This is a genomic window from Mycobacterium sp. NGS63, from assembly GCF_059812295.1.
On record NZ_JCALCJ010000005.1, the window covers coordinates 172,917 to 188,080 of the forward strand.

14 protein-coding genes, 1 tRNA gene and 1 pseudogene are annotated in these 15,164 nt (G+C 67.3%); 7 read left to right on the forward strand and 9 right to left on the reverse strand.

Features of this window, described 5'->3' with window-relative positions:
• Window positions 1-28 precede the first annotated feature (28 nt).
• Window positions 29-727 (forward strand): aminodeoxychorismate/anthranilate synthase component II, encoded by a 699-nt coding sequence (locus AC5Y4Z_RS14835; RefSeq protein ID WP_499965142.1) that lies wholly within the window; start codon window positions 29-31, stop codon window positions 725-727.
• On the opposite strand, the gene pknB is transcribed toward AC5Y4Z_RS14835, so the two are convergent.
• The 7 genes from pknB to AC5Y4Z_RS14870 all read right to left on the reverse strand — a co-directional run bounded on the left by pknB (window position 705) and on the right by AC5Y4Z_RS14870 (window position 10,550).
• Window positions 705-2,582, reverse strand: a complete 1,878-nt coding sequence (pknB, locus tag AC5Y4Z_RS14840; RefSeq protein ID WP_499965144.1) for a Stk1 family PASTA domain-containing Ser/Thr kinase — start codon at window positions 2,580-2,582, stop codon at window positions 705-707. The genes AC5Y4Z_RS14835 and pknB overlap by 23 nt on opposite strands.
• Window positions 2,579-3,901, reverse strand: a complete 1,323-nt coding sequence (locus tag AC5Y4Z_RS14845) for a serine/threonine-protein kinase (protein WP_499965146.1) — start codon at window positions 3,899-3,901, stop codon at window positions 2,579-2,581. Before AC5Y4Z_RS14845 ends, pknB begins: the two co-directional genes overlap by 4 nt.
• Window positions 3,898-5,376, reverse strand: a complete 1,479-nt coding sequence (gene pbpA / locus AC5Y4Z_RS14850; protein WP_499965148.1) for a D,D-transpeptidase PbpA — start codon at window positions 5,374-5,376, stop codon at window positions 3,898-3,900. The genes AC5Y4Z_RS14845 and pbpA overlap by 4 nt, the downstream gene beginning before the upstream one ends.
• Window positions 5,373-6,782, reverse strand: coding sequence for an FtsW/RodA/SpoVE family cell cycle protein (locus AC5Y4Z_RS14855; RefSeq protein WP_499965150.1), 1,410 nt, complete (start codon window positions 6,780-6,782; stop codon window positions 5,373-5,375). The genes pbpA and AC5Y4Z_RS14855 overlap by 4 nt, the downstream gene beginning before the upstream one ends.
• On the reverse strand, window positions 6,779-8,245 hold the full coding sequence (locus AC5Y4Z_RS14860) for a PP2C family protein-serine/threonine phosphatase (RefSeq protein ID WP_499965152.1): 1,467 nt from the start codon (window positions 8,243-8,245) through the stop codon (window positions 6,779-6,781). Before AC5Y4Z_RS14860 ends, AC5Y4Z_RS14855 begins: the two co-directional genes overlap by 4 nt.
• Window positions 8,242-8,709: an FHA domain-containing protein FhaB/FipA gene (locus AC5Y4Z_RS14865; RefSeq protein WP_499965154.1), complete on the reverse strand. Its 468-nt coding sequence runs from the start codon at window positions 8,707-8,709 to the stop codon at window positions 8,242-8,244. The genes AC5Y4Z_RS14860 and AC5Y4Z_RS14865 overlap by 4 nt, the downstream gene beginning before the upstream one ends.
• Window positions 8,710-8,837: 128 nt before the next feature.
• Window positions 8,838-10,550: an FHA domain-containing protein gene (locus AC5Y4Z_RS14870; RefSeq protein WP_499965156.1), complete on the reverse strand. Its 1,713-nt coding sequence runs from the start codon at window positions 10,548-10,550 to the stop codon at window positions 8,838-8,840.
• Window positions 10,551-10,782: 232 nt separating this feature from the next.
• Here AC5Y4Z_RS14870 and AC5Y4Z_RS14875 point away from each other — a divergent pair.
• The 3 genes from AC5Y4Z_RS14875 to AC5Y4Z_RS14885 all read left to right on the forward strand — a co-directional run bounded on the left by AC5Y4Z_RS14875 (window position 10,783) and on the right by AC5Y4Z_RS14885 (window position 11,667).
• Window positions 10,783-10,865 (forward strand) — tRNA-Leu (locus tag AC5Y4Z_RS14875).
• 221 nt (window positions 10,866-11,086) lie between these two features.
• Entirely contained in the window at window positions 11,087-11,287 is a 201-nt protein-coding gene (locus tag AC5Y4Z_RS14880) for a CopG family transcriptional regulator (protein WP_499965158.1), read from the forward strand.
• On the forward strand, window positions 11,284-11,667 hold the full coding sequence (locus tag AC5Y4Z_RS14885) for a type II toxin-antitoxin system death-on-curing family toxin (protein ID WP_499965160.1): 384 nt from the start codon (window positions 11,284-11,286) through the stop codon (window positions 11,665-11,667). The genes AC5Y4Z_RS14880 and AC5Y4Z_RS14885 overlap by 4 nt, the downstream gene beginning before the upstream one ends.
• Window positions 11,668-11,753: 86 nt before the next feature.
• Here AC5Y4Z_RS14885 and AC5Y4Z_RS14890 read toward each other — a convergent pair whose 3' ends face one another.
• On the reverse strand, window positions 11,754-12,086 hold the full coding sequence (locus AC5Y4Z_RS14890; protein ID WP_499965503.1) for a VOC family protein: 333 nt from the start codon (window positions 12,084-12,086) through the stop codon (window positions 11,754-11,756).
• Between the two features lie 59 nt (window positions 12,087-12,145).
• Between AC5Y4Z_RS14890 and AC5Y4Z_RS14895 the strand changes: the two genes are divergently transcribed.
• The 3 genes and pseudogenes from AC5Y4Z_RS14895 to AC5Y4Z_RS14905 all read left to right on the forward strand — a co-directional run bounded on the left by AC5Y4Z_RS14895 (window position 12,146) and on the right by AC5Y4Z_RS14905 (window position 14,783).
• Complete coding sequence (locus AC5Y4Z_RS14895; RefSeq protein WP_499965162.1) at window positions 12,146-12,412, forward strand: YdeI/OmpD-associated family protein; 267 nt, start codon at window positions 12,146-12,148, stop codon at window positions 12,410-12,412.
• A gap of 81 nt (window positions 12,413-12,493) precedes the next feature.
• Window positions 12,494-14,354: pseudogene (locus tag AC5Y4Z_RS14900) on the forward strand (putative alpha/beta hydrolase).
• A gap of 3 nt (window positions 14,355-14,357) precedes the next feature.
• On the forward strand, window positions 14,358-14,783 hold the full coding sequence (locus AC5Y4Z_RS14905) for a hypothetical protein (RefSeq protein WP_499965164.1): 426 nt from the start codon (window positions 14,358-14,360) through the stop codon (window positions 14,781-14,783).
• Window positions 14,784-14,833: 50 nt separating this feature from the next.
• Here the strand turns inward: AC5Y4Z_RS14905 and AC5Y4Z_RS14910 are convergent, their stop codons facing one another.
• Window positions 14,834-15,163 carry a GNAT family N-acetyltransferase gene (locus AC5Y4Z_RS14910; RefSeq protein ID WP_499965166.1) on the reverse strand — a complete coding sequence of 110 codons (330 nt, stop codon included), beginning with the start codon at window positions 15,161-15,163 and terminating at the stop codon, window positions 14,834-14,836.
• Between the last annotated feature and the right edge of the window lies 1 nt (window position 15,164).

Consider the following 15,164-nt stretch of genomic DNA (forward strand, 5'->3'; position numbering starts at 1 on the left):
GCCCGGGCGGGGCCGGTACCCTGACACGATGCGGATCCTGGTTGTCGACAACTACGACAGCTTCGTGTTCAACCTCGTGCAGTACCTCGGGCAGCTCGGCGTCGAGGCCGACGTCTGGCGCAACGACGACACCCGCCTGTCCGGTTCACCCGACGACCATGCCGCCGTCGCCGCGCAGTTCGACGGCGTCCTGCTCAGCCCGGGGCCGGGCACCCCGGAGCGCGCGGGCGCGTCGATCGGGCTGGTGCGTGCCTGCGCCGAGCAGCGCACCCCGCTGCTCGGGGTCTGCTTGGGGCACCAGGCCATCGGCGTGGCGTTCGGCGCCACGGTGGACCGCGCACCCGAGTTGCTGCACGGCAAGACCAGCAGTGTCTTCCACACCAATACCGGTGTGCTGCAGGGGCTTCCGGACCCGTTCACCGCGACGCGCTACCACTCGCTGACGATCCTGCCGGAGTCGCTGCCGGCGGCGCTGGAGGTCACGGCGCGCACCCGCAGCGGCGTGATCATGGGCGTGCGGCACACCGAGTTGCCGATCCACGGCGTGCAGTTCCATCCGGAGTCGATCCTGACCGAGGGCGGGCACCGGATGCTGGCCAACTGGCTCGCCCACTGCGGCTGGACGCGCGACGACACCCTGGTGCGCCGCCTGGAGAACGAGGTCCGCGCCGCGGTCCGACCGCATTTCCCGGAGGACGCGACGGCTACTGGCCGAACCTCAGCGTGATGATGCCGTCGCGGTTGCAGCCGGCACCGGCCGGCGGGTTCTGATAGACCACCCGGTGGGACTGGGAGCCGCCGGCGTCGACGTCGGCGCCCTTGTCCAGAACGCCGGTCCAGCCCAGCGCGCGTAGCCGCGGCTCGGCGTCCGTCCAGAACATGCCCGACAGGTCGGGCATCGTGAACTGGTTGCCCTTGGACACCTGGATCTCGATCACCGAGTCCACCGGAACCGTCTGCCCCTTGGGCGGATTGGTGCCGATCACCTCGCCGGCCGGCCTGGAGCTGTCGACCTGTGTCTGGCTGAATTTCGTGAACCCGTAGACGGTCAGGTTCTTTTGTGCGACGTCGACGGTCTGACCGGCGACGTCGGGAACCTGTTTGGTCTCCGGCCCGGAGCCGACGATGACGGTGATCACGTTCGTGATGGCCGACGTCTGGTTGGCCGGCGGGTTGGTCCCGATCACCTTGCCCAGCAACTCCGGGGCCGACGGCGAGTTCGCCGTCTTGAACTTGCTGAAGCCCGCAGCCTTGAGCTTGTTGACCGCGTCGGTGTAGCTGAGCGAGGAGACGTCGGGCACCTCCCGCTGTTCCGGACCGGTGGAGACGTTGATCGTGATCTCGTCGCCGGCGCTCACCGACGCGTTGGCTCCCGGATCGGTGCTGATGACGTGGTCCGGGGGCACCGTCGAGTCCGGCTTCTGCAGCGTGCGCGTCTTGAACCCGTGATTTTGCAGGGTGGCGATCGCGTCGGCGGACACCTGGCCGCGCATGTCGGGCACCTGGACATCGCGGGTGCTGCCGCCGAAGGTGTTGAAGGCGATCACGACCACGATCGTCAGCACCGCCAGCACCGCGACCGCCACAACCCAGCGGCCGATGGACCCGCCGGGCCGATCGCTGTCGGCGTCGTCGAAATTCTGCCGGGGCAGCGGGTCGGTGCGCGGCCCGTGGCTGGGCGCGTTGGACGACAGGTACGAGCTGCGCTCGGCGTCGGTGAGCACCTTGGGCGCCTCGGGCGCCTCGCCGTTGTGCACCCGCACCAGGTCGGCCCGCATTTCGGCTGCGGTCTGATAGCGGTTGTCCGGGTTCTTGGCCAGCGCCTTGAGGACGACGGCGTCCAGGTCGGCGGAGATGCCCTCGTGCCGCTTCGACGGCGGCACCGGATCCTCGCGGACGTGCTGGTAGGCGACCGCGACGGGCGAGTCACCGGTGAAAGGCGGTTCGCCGGTGAGGATTTCGTAGAGGACACAGCCCAACGAGTAGACATCGGACCGGGCGTCGACGGAATCGCCCCGGGCCTGTTCGGGGGACAGGTACTGGGCGGTCCCGATCACCGCCGCAGTCTGCGTGACGCTGTTGCCGCTGTCGGCGATCGCGCGGGCTATGCCAAAGTCCATCACCTTGACCGCGTTGGTGGTGCTGATCATGATGTTGGCCGGCTTGACGTCGCGGTGGATGATGCCGTTTTGGTGGCTGAAGTTCAGCGCCTGGCAGGCGTCGGCGATGATCTCGATGGCCCGCCGGGGCGGGAGCGGGCCGTCGGTGTGCACGATGTCGCGCAGGGTGACGCCGTCGACGTACTCCATGACGATGTAGGGCAGCGGCCCGGTCGGCGTCTCCGCCTCGCCGGTGTCGTACACCGCGACGATCGACGGGTGGTTGAGCGCCGCGGCGTTTTGGGCCTCGCGCCGGAAGCGCAGATAAAAGCTGGGATCGCGGGCCAGGTCGGCGCGCAGCACCTTCACCGCGACGTCGCGGTGCAAACGGACGTCGCGGGCCAGATGAACTTCGGACATGCCCCCGAAACCGAGGATCTCGCCGAGCTCATAGCGGTCGGACAGGTGCTGCGGGGTTGTCATCGCGGTGTCTCATCGCGGGCCGGCGATGCGCCGGGCCCGAGGGGGGCGGCCCAGCCGTGTCCATGCGGCCTGCTCTGAAGTCCAGCATTACCTATGCCGCCGCGATCCGTCCAATCCAGGCGCAGGCGCGGCCCGGCCCCGCCCGGGGTCTTGCTCGCCGGTCCCGGCGCGGTCGCCGGCGGGGGTCCGGTGTCGGTGACCATCGGCGGCTGCTGCTGGTTGTCCCCGCGGGAATTGATGACGATGATGACCGCGATCAAGATCGCCAGCGCCCCCAGCACCCCCGCGGCCCACAGCAGCGCACGCTGGCCCGACGAGAACGTGCGCCGGGCCGGCGGACGCGAACGCCCGGTGGACGGCCCGGATCGGCGGACGGCCGGGCTGCGGGCCGGCCCGACGGCGGTCGCCCGGGCATGCGGACTCGACGGGATGGCCGCCGGCGAGGCGCGGCCGGGGGGCGGCGACTGGCTCGGCCGCGGCGGTCGGCGCCCGGCCCGCACCGCGGCGACGGCGTCGGCGAACGGCCCCCCGCTGCGGTAGCGCATCTGAGGGTTCTTGACGAGGGTGATCTCGATGAGTTCCCGCACGTTGGGCGGCAACTCGGCGGGCAACGGCGGCGGGGGCTCCTTGATGTGTTTCATCGCCACCGTCAACGCGCCGTCGCCGGTGAACGGCCGCTTGCCCGAAACCACTTCGTAGCCAACGACTCCCAGCGAATAGACGTCACTGGCCGGGGTCGCGTCGTGGCCCAGCGCCTGTTCGGGGGCGATGTATTGGGCGGTGCCCATCACCATCCCGGTCTGCGTCACCGGCGCCGCGTCGACGGCCTTGGCGATGCCGAAGTCGGTGATCTTCACCTGGCCGGTCGGGGTGATCAGGATGTTGCCGGGTTTGACGTCGCGGTGGACCAGGCCGGCGGCGTGCGCGACCTGAAGGGCGCGGCCGGTCTGCTCGAGCATGTCCAGCGCGTGCCGCAGCGACAGCCGCCCGGTGCGCTTGAGCACCGAGTTCAGCGGTTCGCCGTTGACCAGCTCCATCACCAGGTAGGCGGTGCGCCCCTCGCCGTCGAGCTGGCTTTCGCCGTAGTCGTGGACGGCGGCGATCCCCGGGTGGTTGAGCATCGCGGTCGTGCGCGCCTCGGCGCGGAACCGTTCGATGAACTCGGGATCCTGGGAGAACTCCTGCTTGAGCACCTTGACCGCGACGCGCCGGCCCAGCCGGCTGTCCACGGCCTCCCAGACCTGGCCCATGCCACCGGTGGCGATCAGGCGCTGCAGGCGGTACCGGCCTGACAGCGTCACCCCAACTCGCGGGCTCATGGTCCTCCCTGTAGCGCGGCCTCGATCACCGCCCGCCCGATCGGCGCGGCGAGCGCGCCGCCGGTCGCGGACAGCTCGTTGGCGCCGTTCTCCACCAGCACCGCCACGGCAACCTTCGGCGTTTGCGCCGGCGCGAACGCGATGTACCAGGCGTGCGGCGGAGTATGGCGTGGGTCGGTGCCATGCTCTGCGGTACCCGTCTTGGATGCAATCTGCACGCCGGGAATCGCCCCTTTCTGCTGTGCGACCTTCTCGGCGCCGACCATCAGCTCTGTTAGCTTAGCGGCGACCTGCGGCGACACCGCGCGGCGCTGTTGGTAGGGCGCCGTGGTGCTGATGTTGGACAGGTCGGGCCCCTTGAGGCTCTCGATCAGGTAGGGCTGCATCGTCACCCCGGCGTTCGCGATGGTCGCGGCGATCTCGGCGTTTTCCAGCGGGGTCAGCGCCACGTCCTTTTGGCCGATGCTCGACATCCCCAGCGCGGCGGCGTCCGGGATGACCCCGACGGTGGACTCGGCGACCTGCAGCGGTATGACGCTGGGCGTGCTGTCCAGACCGAACGAGCGCGCCATGCTGCGCAGTGCGTCGGCCCCGGTCAGCAGCCCCAGCTGAACGAACGCCGTGTTACACGATTGGGCGAACGCCTGGCTGAGCGACACCGTGGGCTCGTTGCCGCACGGCGCGCCGCCGTAGTTCTCCAGGGTGGCGGTGCTGTTCGGCAGCGGGATGGTGGCGGCCGCGGTCAGCTGCTCGGTTTCGGTCGCGCCGGCCTGCAGCGCCGCCGCCGTGGTGATCACCTTGAACGTCGAACCGGGTGGATAGGTCTCGGAGATGGCCCGGTTGGTCAGCGGATTGTTGGGGTCGTCGCGCAGTTCCTGCCACGCTCGCGCCTGCACCTCGGGATCATGCGACGCCAGCAGGTTGGGGTCGTAGGACGGCGACGACACCATGGCCAGAATCTTGCCGGTGGACGGCTCCAGCGCGACCACGGCGCCCTTGCACGGCGGGCCGCCGCAGCCCTGCTGCATCGCATCCCACGCCGCCTGCTGAACCCTGGGAACCAGCGTGGTGTCGACGTTGCCGCCGCGCGGGTCGCGGCCGGTGAAAAAGTCGGCGAGCCGGCGCCCGAACAGCCGCTCGTCGGACCCGTTCAGCAGTGGGTCCTCGGTGCGCTCGAGGCCCGTGCTCGAGTAGCGCAGCGAGTAGAAGCCGGTGACCGGGGCGTACACCGCGGGGTTGGGATAGACGCGCAGGAACCTGAACCGGCTGTCGGTGGCCACCGAGTAGGCCAGCAGCTGACCGCCGGCGATGATCTGGCCGCGCTGGCGCGAGTACTCGTCGAGCAGGACCCGCTGGTTGCGCGGGTCGGCCCGCAGCCCCTCGGCGGCGAAGACCTGGGTCATCGTCGCGTTGAGCAACAGCAGCACCACCAACGCCATCACGGTCACCGAGATCCGGCGGAGAGAGGCGTTCATACCCGCTCAATCACCTCGGTGCCGGCCGCCGCGATCGGCGACGTGTTGCGCGCCCGGGTGCGCAGGGGCCGCCGGGCGCTGTGCGAGATCCGCGCGAGGATGGCCAGCAGGATGTAGTTGGCCAGCAGCGACGACCCGCCGTAGGACATCCACGGGGTGGTCAGCCCGGTCAGCGGGATCACGCGCGTCACGCCGCCGACGACGATGAACAACTGGATGGCCAGCGTCGACGCCAGGCCCGCGGCCAGCAGCTTGCCGAAGCTTTCGCGGGTCGCGATCGCCGTGCGCAGGCCCCGGACGATGACGATCGTGTACAGCATCAGCAGCGCGGCCAACCCCACCAGGCCCAGCTCTTCCCCGAACGCGGCGATGATGAAGTCGGTCGACGCCGCCGGCACGGTGTCGGGCTGGCCGTTGCCCAGGCCGGTGCCGAAGATGCCGCCGGTCGCGAAGCTGAACATCGACTGCACCAGCTGATAACCGTTGCCGTCGGGATCGGAGAACGGGTCCCACCACATCTGCACCCGCACCCGGACGTGGTCGAACAGGAAATACGCGGCGGCGCTCGCCGCGGCGAACAGCACCAGCCCGATGACGACCCAGCTGAAGCGCTGGGTGGCCAGATAGACCACCACCAGGAACGACGCGTAGAGCAACAGCGATGTGCCGAGGTCCTTTTCGAACACCATCACGCCCACCGAAATCACCCACGCGGCCAGCAGCGGCGCGAGGTCTCGGGGACGGGGCAGCGTCATGCCCATGACGTGCTTGCCGACGCTGGTGAACAGCCTGCGTTTGGCGATCAGTACCGCCGAGAAAAAGATCAGCAGCAGGATCTTGGAGAACTCGGCCGGCTGAATTGAGAAGCCCGGCAACCGAATCCAGATCTTGGCGCCGTTCTGCTCGGACAGCGACGCGGGCAGCAGCGCGGGAATCGCCAAAAAAATCAGACCCGCGATGCCGCAGATGTAGCCGTAGCGCGCGAGTTGGCGGTGGTCCTTCAAAAAGGTGACCACCAACGCGAAGGCGGCCACCCCGACCACGGTCCACAGCAGCTGCTGGGTCGCGCTGGGGTGACGACGGCCGCCCAGCTCGTTGTTGACGAGGTCGAGCCGGTGGATCATCACCAGGCCAAGTCCGTTGAGCAGGGCCACAATTGGCAGCAGCAGCGGGTCGGTGTAGGGCGCGAAGCGCCGGACGGCCAAGTGTGCGCTGCCGAACATGGCCGTGAAGATGAGCCCGTAGGTGACCAGGTTCCAGCGCAGATCACGGTCCTGGTTGGCCTGGACGATGAGCAATGCGGCGACGGTGATCAGCGCGGCGAAGCCCAACAACAACAGTTCGGCATTGCGCCGAGTGGGCAGCGGCGGAGTAACCGCCACCGGCGGCTGGACTTGTGTGGTCATGCCACCGCCCGGCAGTCGATGCCCGGCTTAGGTGGGGGTGGCGGGAGTGCAGTCAGCGTCTGGGTGGGGGTGGGCGACGTCGTCGCGGGCGCTGCTGGGGTGGTGCTGCTGGGTGCGGTGGTGCCGCTGGAAGGGGTAGTAGTTGTCGGGGGCGCCGGGGTCGTCGGCGGGGCGGGCGGAGAGGTGGCACGTGGCGGCGGGCACGGTGGCAGAAGGGAATTGGCCGACAACTCGCGCAACTGCGCGATGGCGTTGTCCAGGGTTCCGGCCGGAAGCCCGGCCTGGACCTGGGCGCGTTCGGGCGGGCGCAGGTCCTGCAGTTGCATCAGGTGGCAGTCGAGATGGCCGCCGGTCTGGCTGGAGCCGATCAGGGACAGCTCGTTGCGGGCGTTCAGGCAGCCGATCAGGTACGGCTCGTGCAGGGACATGCCCAGCAGTGACCCTTGAATCCCGCGCAGGATCGACACCATGCCGTTGTATTCGGCGACGTAGTAGTTGCTCCGGATGATCGCCCGGCCGATGCCCAGGCCCGCGAGCACCAGCAGCACCACCAGCGTGCCGACGATCGCCATCCGCCGTCGCGGCCAGCGGGTGCGTTTGGGCGGTTCCTCTTGCGGCGGAACGCGTTTGGCCACCTCGTCGCGGGGCCGGATCGCCGAAGCGCGGCCGGCGGAGGTGTTGGGCAGAGTCAGCTGGTCGTCCTCACCGGACACCGCACCGGCCAGGATCGGCTGCGTCTGGCCGTAGTCGTAGTCGACGACGTCGGCTACCACGACGGTGACGTTGTCGGGACCGCCGCCGCGCAGCGCCAATTCGATGAGCCGGTAAGCGCTCTCGGCCACGTCGGGGATCTGCAGCGCCTCGAGGATGGTCTCGTCGCTGACCGGGTCGGACAACCCGTCGGAGCACAGCAGGTAGCGGTCGCCGGCGCGCGCTTCGCGCATGGTCAGGGTGGGCTCGACCTCGTGGCCCGTCAACGCGCGCATGATCAGCGACCGCTGCGGGTGGCTGTGCGCCTCCTCGCGGGTGATCCGTCCCTCGTCGACCAGGGTTTGGACGAACGTGTCGTCTTTGGTGATCTGGGACAGTTCGCCGTCGCGCAGCATGTAGCCGCGGGAGTCGCCGATGTGCACCAACCCAATCCGGTTGCCGTCGAACAGGATTGCGGTCAGCGTGGTGCCCATGCCCTCGAGGTCGGGCTCCATCTCGACCTGCGCGGCGATGGCTGCGTTGCCGGCGCGCACCGCCGAGTCGAGCTTGGCGAGCAGGTCGCCGCCGGGTTCGTCGTCGTCGAGGTGGGCCAGCGCGGCGATCACCAACTGGGACGCCACCTCGCCGGCGGCGTGGCCGCCCATGCCGTCGGCCAGGGCCAGCAGTCGCGCCCCGGCGTACACGGAGTCTTCGTTGTTGGTGCGTACCAGGCCGCGATCGCTTCGGGCGGCATAGCGCAGGACAAGGCTCACGGGCGCAACTCAATCGACGTTTTGCCGATACGAACCGGCGTGCCAAGGGGAACCCTTACCGCAGTCGTCACCTTCGCCCTGTCAAGGTAAGTGCCGTTGGTCGATCCTAGATCCTCGACATACCATTCCGAGCCGCGCTGGGACAGCCGCGCGTGCCGTGTCGAGGCGTAGTCGTCGGTGAGCACCAGGGTCGAGTCGTCAGCGCGTCCGATCAACACGGGCTGCCCGCTGAGCGTGATGCGCGCACCTGTCAGCGCCCCTTCGGTCACCACGAGATAGCGCGCGGCATGGCGACGCTGGCGCGACGGCAACAGAGTGCCGCGCAAGGCCAGCCCGCGGCGCACCATGACCGCCCCGGTGGGGGCATAGATGTCGGTGCGCAAGATCCGCAACACCGACCAGATGAACACCCACAACAACATCAAAAACCCGGCACGCGTCAGCTGCAGTACCAGTCCCTGCATCTGGCGTCCTTTCCGTCCTGGCGCCGCGCCCCTCGTCGCGCCGGTGACACCGAGCACATCAGCAACGTCACGATACTTGGACGGTCGTCGACGCGGGGCGAAGCACGGCAGCTTTGAGCCCGCTGCGTCTAGTGAATGCGAACGATGATCTCCGAGTGGCCCAAGCGGATCACGTCGCCGTCGGCCAACTGCCACTCCTGTACCGGTGAGTTATTGACGGTGGTGCCATTGGTGGAATTCAGGTCGGACAGCAGCGCGACCTGTCCGTCCCAGCGGATCTCCAGGTGACGCCGCGAGACGCCGGTGTCGGGCAACCGGAATTGGGCGTCCTGCCCGCGTCCGATGATGTTCGAGCCGTCGCGCAACTGGTAGGTCCGGCCGCTGCCGTCGTCGAGCTGCAGCGTCACGGTAGTTCCGGCGGCCCCGTAGCCGCCCTGACCGTAACCGCCGTAGCCCCCGGCCTGCTGGCCGTAGTCGCCCGAACCGTAGTCGGCGGGCTGGCCGTACTCGGGGGACTGGCCGTAGTCGTACTCGCGGTGGGCGGTTTCGCCGTATCCCCCGCCCTGCGGGGCGTACCCGCCGCCGGGGACGCTTTCGGCGTACTGGGTGTAGTCGCCCTGGCCGTACTCCTGCTGGCCGTATCCCCCGCCCTGCTGGTAGCCCTGGTCGTACCCGCCGCCCTGGTCGGGGTATGCCGGCCGCTGCTGCTCGGGCGCGCCCTGCGGGGGCGCGTAGGCACCCTCGTCCTGACGAGCCGGGCCGCGGCCGTATTCCCCGTATCCGCCGTAGGCCTGCTGGGTGGCGCCGGGCTGGCCGCCGCCGGGCGGACCGTAGCCGCCGCCCTGGCGGTACCCCTGGTCTCCGGGGCCGCCAGGCCCATAGCCCTGGCCGCCGTAGCCGCCAGGACGCTGCTCGTAGGACGGCGGATAGCCACCACCCTGCTGCTGGTCGGGGTAGCCGCCCTGCTGCTGGTCGGGGTAGCCGCGGCCCTGCTCCGGGTAGCCGTGCTGCTGGTACCCCCGCTGGTCCGGGTAGCCGCCCTGCTCGGGGTAGCCGCCCCGCTGGCCTTGGTAGCCGCCCTGGTCTTGGTAGCCGCCGCCCTGGGCTTGGTAGCCGCCCTGGTCTTGGTAGCCGCCCTGGTCTTGGTAGCCGCCTTGTTCGGGGTAGCCGCCCTGCTCGGGATGACGGGGTGGCGGGTAGCCGCCCTGCGGCGGGTAGCCGCCCTGCTCGGGCGGATAGCCGCCTCGGGGATCCGGTCCGCCCTGCGGATCCGCGCCGCGCTGATCGTCCTGGGGGCGCCCGTAGCGGTCGTCGTAGTACTCGTCGCCGGGCCGGCCCTGCCCCTGACCCCCGTGGTAGCTCGAATTGTCAGTCATTGGTGCTACTCCTCGTTCTGCGCCGAACGCATCATTTGATTGTGGCCGGAGGGCATGGTTGACGGTCGGGCGGGGTTCGACATCGGGGTTGACAGCACCGCGGGCACGGTACTGACCGGTATGCAAGCTCGACGACTGCTCGAACCGGACGACCACATCACCATACGTTTGCCACCCCTGTTCATAGATATAGTCGGCCACGTACCTGGCGAAGCCGCTGGGCGTGAGATCCGTATCGGCTCCCACCTTCGCAAAGTCGTGCATACCGAGGGTAATGATGTATTCGTTAGGGGCCAAAAGCCGATTTCCCTGAAGCGTGCGGACGCCATCGTCGGCTTCCCGCCGCAAAAGCGTTTCAACCTCTTGCGGGACGATCGATCCGCCGAACACCCTGGCGAATGCGTTGTCCACGGTCGCCTCGAGTCTGCGCTCGATGCGCTGAACGAGCCCCTTTTGGCTACTCATCTTTCAGCGCTGGCCCGCAGCTGTCGTGGTCTGCCGCGGGCGCGAGGCAAACGAACCGCCCGCGTGTTCTCTCACCCCAGCATGGTATCGGGACACGGCGACGCTGCGGCACCGTGGAAATTCTGAGAATCGCGTCGGCGCAGTTCACGGGGCCGGCGACGGCCGCGCAAGCCCGCCGACTCGATTGGGGCGCAGGGCCATTAGAGTGGTATGGTCCATCGGTTGTTTTTCCGGGCGAGTGGCGGAATGGCAGACGCGCTGGCTTCAGGTGCCAGTGTCCTTCGGGACGTGGGGGTTCAAGTCCCCCTTCGCCCACTAGTAAGCGCAGGTCAGGGAGTGTTTTCGCGACGTCGATGACGGACTGCGCCCACATCCCGTCGGCAATGCTCTACAAACGACGCATTTTGTCGGCGAGGGACGCTTCGGTTGCGCTGCAACATCTTTCGGGCAAACATGTCGAAGCCCATCCGTTCGCGGGCATGCCGGCGTGCCGATGTAGCACGGTATCGTCCGGTATCACTTGATACCATCGTCATATGGCGATGACATTGCGTCTGACCGAAGATCAGACCGCACGGCTTCGCGACGCTGCTGCGCGTGAGGGCTTGTCGATGCAGGCTGTTGCTCTTAAGGCCGTCGATCAGTACCTCGAAAACCGCGAGACGCGCCGTGCCGCTCTGCTGGCTCAGATCGTTGAGGAGGATGCCGGACTGCTGCGGCGGCTCGCTGACGCGTGAGCACCGAGTATCTCGACCTCGATGACCTGCTGGCCTCCGCTGACGCCTATCTTGGGCGCCCACCACAGGTTCGCGACTTCGGGCTGCTCGAATCTGCTCTCGCTAGACCGCGTGCCTCGGTGTTTGGACAGGACGCCTATCCGACGATCCACGAGAAGGCCGCGGCGCTATTGGAATCGTTGGTCAAAAACCATGCGCTCATCGACGGCAACAAGCGGCTCGGCTGGGTCGCCATGCGCCTGTTCTACGGCTACAACGGCTACACCATTTCGGCGCCGGAGGATGAGAAGTTCGATCTGGTGATCGCCGTAGCCACCGGCGAGCTGGACACGGTGGGCAAGGTCGCCCACCGATTGGTCGCGATCGCTGAGTCAGCGTAGTCGTGCCGACCTAACCGCGGCGTCCCGCGGCGCAGCGACATGGTTGCGGCCACAACGCTTCCCGACGATGTTCTAGTCCCAGCGTTTCAGCGGGTGAGGGGGCTGTAGAAGACCAGCCCGTTGCCCTTGTTGTCGTAGACGACGGCGCGTCGCTCGTGGGCGTCGTCGTAGGGGCCCTTGACGATGCCGCCGCCACTGGCTTCGATCGCCTTCGCCGAGGCGTCGACGTCGGCGGTCCTAATCCCGACGACGACCTGCCCGGGTATCGGGTGGTCGACCGCGGTCGCCAGCGCGAGGGTGACCGCGCCGCCGTCGAGGGCGGCGAAGTGGGCCCCGTCGCGGAACTTCAGCGGCATTCCGAGGGTCTCGCTGTAGAACCGGATCGACTCGTCCAGGTCGTCGGTCGACAAGACGATCATCCGCACTTCGTCGTCGCTCAATGCTGCCTCCCGAGGCTCGATCGCCTTACCCTAGCCCGGTGAGCAGCAACCGAGTCCCTGGCGGAGTGGTGCATAAGTTGCCGTCAGACCTGCGCGAGGCGTTGACCGCGAACTCCACCGCGCTGGCCGCATGGCAGGACATAACGCCGTTGGCGCGCAACGAATTCATCTGCTGGGTCGAAGACGCCAAGCAAGAGGTGACCCGACAGCGCCGCATCCGGCGAACCCAGGAGGAGCTGGAGGAAGGCAAACGCCGGCCCTGCTGCTGGCCGGGGTGCAAGCACCGGGAGCGGACCGGCCGGTAGGCGATCGCGATGAATTGACCGATGCGCCTGAATTAGTACCGTAACGACCATGCTCGGGCCTGCGTAGCCGGGGACGGTCTCATGGGACTCCCCTATATCGATGTGCACGCTCTGATCGCCGCGGCCGGCGGCGATCCCTGGGCTATCAACGCAAGCCTTCAGTCGGGTAGCCCGTCGCAGATCGCCAACCTGGCCGAGGCCTTTCATCGCGCGGGCCGATGCACCGCGGAGGCCGACAGCGCGTTCCAACAAGCCCGTGCCCGCTTCGAGGCCGCGTGGAACCACGAGGACGGCGGACACCCGATCAACGACTCCGACGAAGTGCAGCGGGTGACGAAATCCCTGGGGGCGCAGTCGTTGCAGCTTCCCAGGATCGGTGCGGACCTGGAGAACATCGCCGCAGCGCTGGCCGACGCGCGAAAAGCGGCGGCCGCACGGATCGCAACCCTAGATTCTCAGTTGAAGACCATCTCGGACCTGGTCGCCGAGGCCGCCGCGATGTTGAACGATAAAAGCTTCAGCGCGGCCGACAGGCAAGCGCTGCATGCCTTTATCGACACGTGCGAGGGCGACGCGCTGCGGGACACCAAGGCCGCCCTGGCCGATCTGCTGTCGATTCGCAACGGCTACTCCGACGGACTTCAGAAAGCGCTTAACAACCTCCACGCCGAGGGCTACGACGGCGTTGCCCTGCACGGCATCGACAGCGACGGCGTGCCCGCACCGTCTGCGGCTCAACAGGATGCGATGGCAGACATCCGCCAAGTCACCAATCAGGCCGTGGTGGACCAAATGGCCAAGGTGCGCGCCGCGCAACAGGCGCTCGACAAGGCGATGGCCGACCTCTATGTCCACGGCCCGGGCTCACCCGAAGGCGACGCCGCCAGCGCCAGACTGCCCAAGCTCAAAGCCGATCTCGCGCATGCGCTCGACGACCTGGGCAAGATTCCCGACTACAACGGCATCGACCCCGCGTCGGTGAGCATCACCCCCGACGGCCATTTCATGTTCACCTACAACGTCAACGGCCAACCCGTCCAAGTTGTCGGCCAACTCAAAAACGGCACGGGCGAGTTCTTCGACCAGGCCACCGGCACGTCCTACACCTTCAACGGCGGCAAGTTGACCGGCATGCGGACACCGGATCCCGGCCAAGTGCAAGCGACCCCCGAACCGCTGTGGAGCGCGATCACCCTGGCGGTCGGTGGTCCTGAACTGAAGGCCGGCGGTGAGGCGGCATGGCGAAGGCTTGAAGACGCTCTTCAGCCGGCAAGCGTTGGAGGGCTTGACATCCGAAAATGTTTTGGCACGGGGGCTCAGCGGAGCCGAGTTACGCGAGGAAATCGCCAAAGCGACGCTGCCGCCCCGTGGCGAACCCGGCATCGGCGGTGACCCTGTGCCCGGAACCCATCCCCTTGAGCCGCCGCCGGTCGAGCACGCGCCGCCGGTTGCGCACGGCGACGTACCGGCTGAGCATCCACCGGCCGGGCCTCACGTACCGGTGGTCCGCGATAGCCCGGTGCCCGCTGTGATTGATCCAGCCCATCCGGAATTCCACCTTGACGACCCGCTCAGCTACCTCACGCCCGACTTACGCGCGCTGTCCGAGCAGCATCTCACCGGAAGCGGCGAAACCGTCCTTGGACCCTATAAAAACCCAGACGGCGGCCCCTCGTACATCGAGCTTGCTCAACAGCGCGGCGCAAGCTACTTCGATATCGGGGAAGCTTGGAACTCGTCTACACCGATTGAGCGGCTCGCCGCCAATCAGCATCTGCTCGACGTGGCTATCATGAACCGCGACAAGATTACTCTATCGGTGCCGGTTTACCGGGTGGACCCAGATTCATACGCGGGTGCGGAACTTCGATATTTAGAAATGCACGGATATCGGTTAGCAGGAGACAATACCCTGCTGCCGCCAGCCGAGGGAGCGCGATAAGTAATGCAGACATTGCTCGAATTCTTCTTACGTTACTTCGATTTTCTGTACTTGGACCCGAAGTATCGAATTACCGATTCGACGACTTCTGGGAACCCATCGATCAACGCCTCGCTGCGCTTGGCCGGGCCGGTTATCAGTTGGGATCTCTCTAACGACCGTGGCCAGGTCCGTTTTGTTATCGCCCCAACTGAATTGGCGGGCGTCGCCGATAACTGGTTTCGGGTACCACTTATTCGACAGTATCTAGATGGCTACGATGAGATGAACTCTGCATCCCCAGAGGAAACCGTAACATGGGTCCGCAATAATTTAGCACGGGTTGAACACCTCTTTAGCGACGAGGAAGCAGACCGCTCATGTCAGGAACTCCTCAACCTCGCGAAATCGCTTGCGGTCAAGTACTTTGGTGCGCCCGAGAAAGAGTAGAAACGCGCTGCTCGGTCGTCGGCCCTAGCTCAGGCTCGAACTCTCTCCCATCATGACCGCAGCCAGCGCGAAATCTCGGGCGTCACCGGATCGGTGATGTCGTCGAACTCGGGGTGCTTCTTGAGCACGGTGACCACCATCGAGCACACGGGAACGACGCGCTTGCCATCGTCGCGAGCTCCGTTGAGCGCCTCCTCGACGAGGATGGTCGCCAGGCCGCGTCCGCCGTAGGCCGGGTCGATCTCGGTGTGGTGGAAGACCCGCTGGTTGTCGCGGTCGGCGAAGTCGGCGAGGCCGACGGTCTTGCCCTCGACGGCAATGGTGTACCGACCCTCCTCCTTGGTGACGACGGCTTCTGCTCCGGTCTTGTCGGTTGTCATT